The sequence below is a fragment of the Cellulomonas fimi genome (assembly GCF_028527925.1).
Classification (GTDB): Bacteria; Actinomycetota; Actinomycetes; order Actinomycetales; family Cellulomonadaceae; genus Cellulomonas; species Cellulomonas fimi_C.
Genome location: NZ_JAPESW010000013.1, coordinates 89086 through 97853, shown reverse-complemented (window position 1 = coordinate 97853; position 8768 = coordinate 89086). Strand labels below are relative to the sequence as shown.

General features: G+C 75.5%; 11 protein-coding genes. All 11 read right to left on the bottom strand.

Annotated features, from left to right (window positions below; genetic code table 11):
• Nucleotides 1-359: 359 nt before the first annotated feature.
• A complete protein-coding gene (dprA, locus tag OMK64_RS08530) occupies nt 360-1619 on the bottom strand; it encodes a DNA-processing protein DprA (protein WP_272727650.1) in 1260 nt (419 codons plus the stop codon).
• Nucleotides 1616-3139: a YifB family Mg chelatase-like AAA ATPase gene (locus OMK64_RS08525; RefSeq protein ID WP_272727649.1), complete on the bottom strand. Its 1524-nt coding sequence runs from the start codon at nt 3137-3139 to the stop codon at nt 1616-1618. The genes dprA and OMK64_RS08525 overlap by 4 nt, the downstream gene beginning before the upstream one ends.
• Nucleotides 3140-3496, bottom strand: a complete 357-nt coding sequence (locus OMK64_RS08520) for a YraN family protein (protein WP_272727648.1) — start codon at nt 3494-3496, stop codon at nt 3140-3142.
• Between the two features lie 158 nt (nt 3497-3654).
• On the bottom strand, nt 3655-3978 hold the full coding sequence (locus OMK64_RS08515) for a DUF2469 domain-containing protein (RefSeq protein ID WP_124343921.1): 324 nt from the start codon (nt 3976-3978) through the stop codon (nt 3655-3657).
• A 69-nt stretch (nt 3979-4047) separates the two neighbouring features.
• Nucleotides 4048-4872, bottom strand: a complete 825-nt coding sequence (rnhB, locus tag OMK64_RS08510) for a ribonuclease HII (protein WP_272727647.1) — start codon at nt 4870-4872, stop codon at nt 4048-4050.
• Nucleotides 4869-5708, bottom strand: coding sequence for a signal peptidase I (gene lepB / locus OMK64_RS08505; RefSeq protein ID WP_272727646.1), 840 nt, complete (start codon nt 5706-5708; stop codon nt 4869-4871). The genes rnhB and lepB overlap by 4 nt, the downstream gene beginning before the upstream one ends.
• Nucleotides 5709-5858: 150 nt before the next feature.
• Complete coding sequence (gene rplS, locus OMK64_RS08500) at nt 5859-6221, bottom strand: 50S ribosomal protein L19 (RefSeq protein ID WP_272727645.1); 363 nt, start codon at nt 6219-6221, stop codon at nt 5859-5861.
• A 218-nt stretch (nt 6222-6439) separates the two neighbouring features.
• Nucleotides 6440-7255 (bottom strand): tRNA (guanosine(37)-N1)-methyltransferase TrmD, encoded by an 816-nt coding sequence (gene trmD / locus OMK64_RS08495; RefSeq protein ID WP_272727644.1) that lies wholly within the window; start codon nt 7253-7255, stop codon nt 6440-6442.
• 1 nt (nt 7256) lies between these two features.
• Nucleotides 7257-7841, bottom strand: coding sequence for a ribosome maturation factor RimM (gene rimM, locus OMK64_RS08490; RefSeq protein ID WP_272727643.1), 585 nt, complete (start codon nt 7839-7841; stop codon nt 7257-7259).
• A gap of 152 nt (nt 7842-7993) precedes the next feature.
• Nucleotides 7994-8233, bottom strand: a complete 240-nt coding sequence (locus tag OMK64_RS08485) for an RNA-binding protein (RefSeq protein ID WP_124343926.1) — start codon at nt 8231-8233, stop codon at nt 7994-7996.
• Nucleotides 8233-8664: a 30S ribosomal protein S16 gene (gene rpsP, locus OMK64_RS08480; protein WP_168680785.1), complete on the bottom strand. Its 432-nt coding sequence runs from the start codon at nt 8662-8664 to the stop codon at nt 8233-8235. The genes OMK64_RS08485 and rpsP overlap by 1 nt, the downstream gene beginning before the upstream one ends.
• Nucleotides 8665-8768: the final 104 nt, after the last annotated feature.

Genomic DNA, 8768 nt, shown 5'->3' with positions numbered 1-8768 from the left:
CCCCTGGGCCGGGCGGCCCCCGCGCCTGGGCGTCGCCGGGGTCGGCGACGGCGCCCCGCGCGACGTCCGCCGCGCCGCCGCCGCCCCCGCCCGCGCGACCCGCGGCCTGCGTCCCCTCCTCACCGCCCACCCCCGGTACCCCCGTCAGACGTCCTCCGCCGCGCCCGCCGCCCCTCCTTCCCCCCCCCAGGGCCACCTGCTCGCCGCCTACCGCACGCCCGCGCCCCCCTCGGCCCGCTCCCCCTCCCACGCGACACGGGCCCCCCCCTCCTGCGGCCGGCCCGCCAGGGCGGCCGCCGCGGGCTCCGCCCTCCGCCCTCCGCGCATCGTTGTGGCTTCCGGTCCATGCGCTCGGTGCCTCAGGTTCGGGCTCTCACCCACCCGGACCCCTCGCGGCGGACGAGGCCGTCGAGCTCGAGGAGACCGAGCGCTCCCCGCGTGTCCGCGACGCTGACCCCCGCGGACGCCGCGAGCGCGATGGGCTCGAGGGGGTGTCGCCAGGTCGTGGCGTCCAGCACGCGTCGGACGTGCTGCGGCAGGCCGTCCCCCGGAGCGGCGGGCAGGTCCTGCGGGTCGGGCGCCGGGCCGTCGAGACCTGCGAGCTCGAGCACCTCCGCGGCGTCGGTGACGCAGACCGCGACGCCCGAACGCAGCAGCCGGTGGCAGCCGGCGGACGCGACGGAGGTGACCGGCCCCGGCACGACACCCACCGGTCGCAGGAGGCCCGCGGCGTGGTACGCGGTGCTGATCGCGCCGGATCGCCATGCCGCCTCGACGACGACGGTCGCGCTGCCGAGCCCGGCGATCAGCCGGTTGCGCTGCAGGAAGCGCACGCGCGTCGGCACCGACCCGACCGGCACCTCCGAGACGATCGCGCCACCGTCGGCGAGCACGGCGTCGAGCAGCCGCGCGTTGCCCCGCGGGTACGCGCGGTCGACCCCGCCCGCGAGCATGACGACCGTCCGACCCGACCGCGCGAGCGCGCCGCGGTGCGCGGCGGCGTCGATCCCGAACGCACCGCCCGAGACGACCGTGACGCCACGGTCCGCGAGCACCGCTGCGAGGTCGTGGGCGACGCGTTCGCCGTACGTCGTCGCGGCGCGCGCGCCGACCACTGCGACGCTCCGCGCGCCCGCCGTCGCCAGGTCCGCGTCGCCCCGCACCCAGAGCCCGAAGGGTGCCGCCGGGCCGAGCGCGTCGATCGCGTGCGGCCAGCCGGCGTCGCCCGGCACGACGAACGTGCCGCCGAGCTCGGCGAGCGCGTCGAGCCGTTGGACGACCTCGAGCGTGGCGGCTCGCGGTGCCCACCGCGCCAGCGCACGGGCCAGGCGGTCCCGCCCCGGGCCGCGCTCGTCCCGGCCGGCGTCGTCCCCGCCGCACGAGACTCCCTGCAGATCGAGCGCGAGCTGGTGTCCCGCGGCCGGTGCGCACCCGCCGTCCGCGAGCACGGCATCGGCGCCCCGGCGGACGTCGGTGTGCTCGTGCAGCGCGTGCTCGACCCGCGCCCAGGCCTCGGCCGGACCGAGCGTCGCGACGAGAGCTGCGGCGACGGCGTCGCCCGGCTCGACGAGCGCGCTCCACGCCGCCCTCGCCCGTCGCTCGTCGGCTGCGGCCCTCATGCGCCGTGACCCCGGGTCCGCAGCAGCAACGCACGCCCGACGTCGTCGCGTGCCGGTGTGCCGCGGCCGTCCAGGTCCGCGAGCGTCCAGGCCACGCGCAGGACGCGGTCGACACCGCGCAGGCTCAGCGTGCCGCGCTCGACGGCGCGGTCGAGGTCGGCGACGACAGTGCGGTCGCCCCTGAGCCGCTCACGGAGCCAGGATCCGGGGACCTCCGCGTTGGTCCGCCACGGCGTCCCGACCAGACGGTCCGCCTGCGCGGCGCGCGCGGCGGCCACGCGTCGTGCGACGACTGCCGTCGGGTCCCCTGCGGTCCCACCCGGTCGGGTCGGCGAGAGCTCCACCTGCAGGTCCACGCGGTCGAGGAGCGGACCCGAGAGCCTCGAGAAGTACCGGCGTCGCTGCTCGCTCCGGCACGTGCAGTCGAGGCCCTTGCCCACGGCGCGCCCGCACGGGCACGGGTTGGCGGCGAGCACGAGCTGGAAGCGCGCCGGGTAGCGCGCGGCACCGGCGGCTCGGTGCAGGACGAGCTCGCCGTGCTCGAGCGGTTGCCGGAGCGTCTGCAGGACCGCGGTGGTGAACTCCGGCGCCTCGTCGAGGAAGAGGACGCCGCGGTGGGCGCGCGACGCGGCGCCGGGCCGCGGGACACCGGAGCCGCCGCCCACGACGCTGGCCGGGGTCGCGGTGTGGTGCGGGTCCTCGAAGGGCGGCCGCGTGAGCAGCCCGGCGCCCGGGTCGAACGTGCCCGCGATCGAGTGCACCGACGTGACCTCGACGGCCGCATGCTCGTCGAGGTCCGGCAGCAGACCGGGCAGTCGCGACGCCAGCATCGTCTTGCCCGTGCCGGGCGGACCGACCATGAGCAGGTGGTGCCCGCCGGCGGCCGCGACCTCGAGGGCGTGGCGGGCGTCCTCCTGGCCGAGGACGTCCGCGAGGTCGAGCCGTCGCGGGAGCCGGTCGCCGGCGACGACGAGGCCGTCGACGGGCGGCAGGTCGGGCACCTCGACGTCGGCTCCGTACCGGGCGGCGACCTCGGCGAGCGTCGTCGCGCCCACCACCTGCGCACCGGGGACGAGCCGCGCCTCGGCGACGTTCCCGGTCGGGACCACGACGCGGGGATGACCGGCGGCGACGGCTGCGGCCACCGCGGGCAGCACCCCCCGCACGGGACGCAGGCGCCCGTCGAGTCCGAGCTCCCCGACGTGAACCACGCCGTGCACGCGGTCGGCGTCGACGAGCCCGGCGCCCGCGAGCGTCGCGACGGCGATCGCCAGGTCGAACGCGGAGCCGGACTTCGGCAGCGTCGCGGGCGAGAGGTTGACCGTGATGCGCCGGTTGGGCCACGCGAGGCCGCTCGACGTCACCGCGGCGCGGACGCGGTCACGCGCCTCGGCGAGCGACGCGTCGGGCAGGCCGACGAGGGTGAACGCCGGCAGCGACGGCGCGAGGTGCGCCTCGACGTCGACGACGTGCGCCGCCAGCCCGACGAGCGCGACCGCGGACGTGCGGCCGAGCGTCACTCAGACCACCCCCACGAGGTGCTCGACCTCAGCCGCACCACGCGCCCGCACGAGGACGCACACCACGTCCACGCGGACCGAGGCGGGACGCACGTCGTGCGCGGCGAGCCAGCGCGCAGCGAGACGGCGGACCCGTGCGAGCTTGCGTGCCGTCACCGCCTCCGCGGGCGAGCCGTAGGCGGTCGACCTCCGTGTCTTGACCTCGACCACGACGAGCTCCGTGCCGTCGAGCGCCACGAGGTCGAGCTCGCCGTCGCCGCACCGCCAGTTCCGGTCGAGGACCTCCCAGCCGCGCTCGCGCACGTGCGCTGCCGCCACGTCCTCGCCGTACCGTCCCACCGCGTCCTTCGCCCGCACCGGACCACCTCCGCAGGCAGCCTGGCGTCACCGCCGCGCGCGGTCGGCGACGCCGAACCGCGCCGGTGGACGGACGCCCCGGACGGCGGGCTGTGGACGGCTCGTGCACTCAGGGCGAGGACCGGTGACCGCCGCGGCAGCGCGCGGCAGTCCGTGGATCAGCGCGGGAAGGCGGTGCCGCCCCCGAGGTCGAGCTCGGTCTTCGCGAGCTCCTCGACGTTGACGTCCTTGAACGTGACGACGCGCACCGACTTCACGAAGCGCGCGGACCGGTAGACGTCCCACACCCACGCGTCGGCGAGGCTCAGCTCGAAGTAGACCTCACCCGCGGCGGACCTCACCTGCAGGTCCACGTGATTCGCCAGGTAGAACCGGCGCTCGGTCTCGACCACGTACGAGAAGAGACCCACGACGTCCCGGTACTCGCGGTACAGCGCGAGCTCCATGTCGGTCTCGTAGTTCTCCAGGTCCTCGGCGCTCACGCGACCATCATCCCCCATGCCCGCCGGACGGACGCCATCGCGACCCGCGGCGAGCCCCGCTCGTCCGGGTCAGTCCGGATCGCCCGGCAGCGTCCGAGCGGCGTCCGGGAGCCCGAACGCGTCGAGCGGCACGAGCGGCTCGAGGTCGGCGACCTCGTCGCCCAGGACGCCCTCCTGCGCGGACGGCAGCCGCCACGAGCGCCGGTGCAGGACGCAGGGGCCGAGCGTCCGGAGCGCCTCGAGGTGGTCGGGCGAGGAGTACCCCTTGTTCTCGTCCCAGCGGTAGTCCGGGTGCGTCGCGGCGAGCTCGACCATCATCGCGTCACGCTCGCACTTGGCCAGGACGGACGCCGCCGCGACGGTCGCGCACGACCGGTCGGCCTTCACCCGGGTCAGCACCCGCGACGCGGGCGGTTCCTCGGGCTCGACGGCGGCGAACAGGTCCTGCTGCGTCGGGCCGGACAGCCAGTCGTGCGAGCCGTCGAGGAGCACGACGTCGACGGGGCCGACCTGGGTCCGCACCTGCGCGAGCGCACGGGTCCCGGCGAGCCGCAACGCGGCGATGATCCCGACGGCGTCGATCTCGGCGGCGCTCGCGTGCCCGACGGCACGCGCGAGACCCCACCGTCGCAGGGAGGGGAGCAGCGCGGTGCGGGCGAGGGGCGTCAGGAGCTTGGAGTCGGCCACACCACGTGGGGCCGAGCGGGTCGACGCGTCCACGACGACGACACCGACGCTCACCGGCCCGGCGAGCGACCCGCGCCCGACCTCGTCCATGCCGGCGACGAGGCGCGCGCCCTCGCGCAGGAGCACCCGCTCGTGGCGCAGGTGCGGTCCGCTGCGCGGCTTGGCGGCCCGCGCGGCCCGTGGGGCTGTGACGAGCTCGGCGGTCACGACGGGTCCGGGACGTCCTCGAAGGTGGCCGACGGGTTGCGCAGCAACCCGGCCCGGTCGAGCGGCCAGACGGTCACGAACGCGACGCCGACGACGTTCTTGATCGGCACCGAGCCGCCGCCCGGGTCACCCATGTTGTAGCGCGAGTCGAGCGAACGCTGCCGGTTGTCCCCCATGACCCACAGCGACTCGGTCGGGACCGTGATGTCGAACGGGACGTCGCTCGGGATCGCCCCGGGCGCGACGTACGGCTCGTCGATCGCGACCCCGTTGACGGTGAGCGGACCTCCGGCGACGCACGCCTCGTCGCACACGACGTGGTCGCCCGGCAGCCCGATGACGCGCTTGACGAGGTGCTCCCCCGCGTCCTGCGGGTACAGCCCGATGAAGGTGAGCACGTCGCGGACGACCTTGTTCACGCCGGTCGGCGCGACCTCCTCGGACCCGTTGAGCCAGCCCCCTGGGTCCTTGAACACGACGATGTCGCCGCGCCGCAGGTCGAACGGACCGGGGGTCAGCTTGCTCACGAGGATGCGGTCGTCCTCGATGAGCGTGTCGTGCATCGACGGGCTCGGGATGAAGAACGCCTGGATGAGGAACGTCTTGACGACGAGCGAGAGCGCGAGCGCGCTCACGAGGATGATGACGGTCTCGCGGAGCATGGACAGCGCGCCGTTGCGCTGGCGCTTCGCCGCGTGCCGGTTCCGGCGGGCACGACGTCCGTCGAGGGCGTCGTCACCCGGCGCGGACGGGTCGGTCGACGGGGGCACGAGGCCCTCACGGGGCCAGGGGGTGCGCCGGGGCTCGTGGACTCCCTCGGCCGGGCGGTCGATCACCCGCACACTCTCGCACGCCTCAGCGCCGTTCGTGTACCTGACCACGACACGGTCACGGCGCTCCTGTGACCCGCCTGTGAGGGCTCGGTGGAGACGCCGACGGGCGGCCACCCCGGAGGGTGGCCGCCCGTCGTGGAGCGTCGAGAGGACTCAGCCCTTCGACGGCGCGGTCTCGCGCTTCTCCTTGATCTTGGCCTTCTTGCCGCGCAGGCCACGCAGGTAGTACAGCTTCGCGCGACGGACGTCACCGCGGGTGACGACCTCGATCGACTCGAGCGACGGGGAGTGCACCGGGAAGGTGCGCTCGACGCCGACCTGGAAGCTGATCTTGCGGACCGTGAAGGTCTCACGGACGCCGGCGCCCTGGCGGGCGATGACGACGCCCTGGAACGCCTGGACCCGCGAGCGGTTGCCCTCGACGACCTTGACGTTGACCTTGACGGTGTCACCGGGGCGGAAGTCCGGGACGTCGGTGCGCAGCGAGGCTGCGTCGAGCTGGTCGAGCGTGTGCATGTGTGTCGCTTCCCCGCCCTGCCACAGGTCAGGAACGTTCTCGTGGGCGCCCCGGCCGCGAGGGGCGGGCGCCTGCGATGGTCTGGTTCCGGTGCGTCCGGGGCCGAGCGATCGGCGGTTCCCGGCTGGCCGTGGGCCGTCTCCCCTGTGGCAGAGACGCGACCTGCGCGCACCAGCGGACAAGTCTGCCACAGCGACGCCCGCCCGCGGTAATCGCGTCAGCCGTCGCCGGGCGACGGCCCGTCGGTCGTCGCGGGCGTCGTCACCTGCGGCTCCGCCGCACCGGGCGGCCACCCCGCCGCCTCCAGCGTCGCGCGGTCGTGCGCGTCGAGCTGCTCGGGGGCGAGCGCGTCGAGCAGGTCGGGACGTCGCGCGGCCGTGCGCACGAGCGCCTGATCACGACGCCAGCGCGCGATCCGGCCGTGATGGCCGGACAGCAGCACGTCGGGCACGTCGAGGTCGGCCCAGGTCGGCGGCTTCGTGTAGACGGGGTACTCCAGCAGACCGGCGGCGCCGTGCGACTCCTCGACGAGCGACTCGGGGTTCCCGACGACACCCGGCAGCAGCCGGGCGACCGCCTCGACGAGCACGAGCGCCGCGACCTCGCCGCCGTTGAGCACGTAGTCACCGAGGGAGAACTCGCTGACCGTCACGCCCGGCCGGGTCGCGTAGTGCTCGGCCACGCGCGCGTCGATGCCCTCGTACCGCCCGCACGCGACGACGAGGTGCGCCTCGGTCGCGAGCCGCTCCGCGGTCCGCTGCGTGAAGCGCGCGCCCGAGGGGGTCGGCAGGAGCAGGTGCGAGCCGTCGTCGAGCAGGTCGTCGAGCGCCCTCCCCCACACGTCGGGCCGCATCACCATGCCGGCGCCACCGCCGAACGGCGTGTCGTCGACCGTGCGGTGGCGGTCCGAGGTCCAGTCGCGCAGGTCGTGCACGCGCAGGTCCAGCAGACCCGCGGTCCGCGCCTTGCCGACGAGCGAGAGGTCCAGCGGCGCGAGGTAGTCGGGGAAGATCGTGACGACGTCGACGCGCACGTCAGGCCTCGTCGTCCGCGCCGTCGCGCGTCCCTGCGACGCCGCCGCCGCGCGTCTCGTCGGACACGACCAGGTTCGCCGCGTCCGACGCGAGCAGCCCGCCGGGCGGGTCGAGCACGACGCGACCGCCGGCGACGTCGACCACCGGCACGATCGCCCGCACGAACGGCACGAGCGTGCGGGCGCCGTCGGCCTCCCGGACCACCAGGACGTCGTGTGCCGGCGCGTGCTCGAGCCCGACGACCTCGCCGAGGACCCGGCCGTCGACGTGCTCCGCCCGCAGGCCCGCGAGCTCGTGGGGGTACCACGCGTCCTCGTCGTCGTCGGAGTCGTCCGCGTCGACGACGAGCGTCACCCCGGTCAGCGCCTCGGCGGCCGTCCGGTCGCCGGCCTCGGCGAACGTCACGTACCAGCGACCCTGCTGCACGCGCGTGCGGACGACGGTCAGCGGCCCCGCCGACGCGGGGTCCGTGGCGAGCACCGCACCGGCGGCGAGCCGGTCCTCGGGTGCGTCCGTGCGCAGGTCGAGTGCGACCTCGCCGCGCAGGCCGTGCGCACGTCCGATCCGCGCGACGGTCAGCAGCATGGGTTTCCTCCGAGGGGTACGGCGTGGATCGGGCGCCCCGCGCCACGCGGGCGGCGACGGGGGCAGGCACGGCACAGGCCCGGTCCCCAGGCTAGGGGACCGGGCCTGTCGAGCCGTCGGGCGGCCGCCGCGGCGGCGTGCCCGGGGGCGGGTCAGCGGCGGTCGACGTCCACGACGTCGACGCGCACCGCACCGTCCGGGGACAGCGCCCCGACGACGGTGCGCAGCGCGCGGGCGGTGCGTCCGCCGCGACCGATGACGCGTCCGAGGTCGTCCGGGTGGACCCGGACCTCGAGGAGCTCGCCGCGCCGCAGGGACGAGGCGCTCACGCGCACGTCGTCCGGGTGGTCGACGATCCCGCGCACCAGGTGCTCGAGCGCGTCGGCGAGCATCAGGCCTGCTCGTCCTCGGCGGCGGGCGCCTCGTCGGCCGGGGCCTCCGCAGCGGCGGCCTTCTTCTCCGACGCCGTCGCCTTGACCTTCTCGGCGTCGGCGGCGGCGGCCTCGATCGCGGCCTTCGGGTCGACCTTCTCGCCCTTGGTCTTGAGGGTGCCCTCCGCGCCCGGCAGGCCCTTGAACTTCTGCCAGTCGCCGGTGACCTTGAGGAGCGCGAGGACCTGCTCGGTCGGCTGCGCGCCGACACCGAGCCAGTACTGCGCGCGGTCCGAGGTGATCTCGATGAACGAGGGCTCCTCGGTCGGGTGGTACTTGCCGATCTCCTCGATGACGCGGCCGTCGCGCTTGGTGCGCGAGTCCGCGACGACGATGCGGTAGTACGGCGCCCGGATCTTGCCGAGACGCTTGAGACGGATCTTCGTGGCCACGGTGTGGTCTTCTCCTGGATCTGCTGGGGTGGCCTCGAGGCGCTGCCCGTGGGGTGGGCGCACCGTCCGGCCGAGGACACGACGGAGGCAGGTAGAGGGGCTGC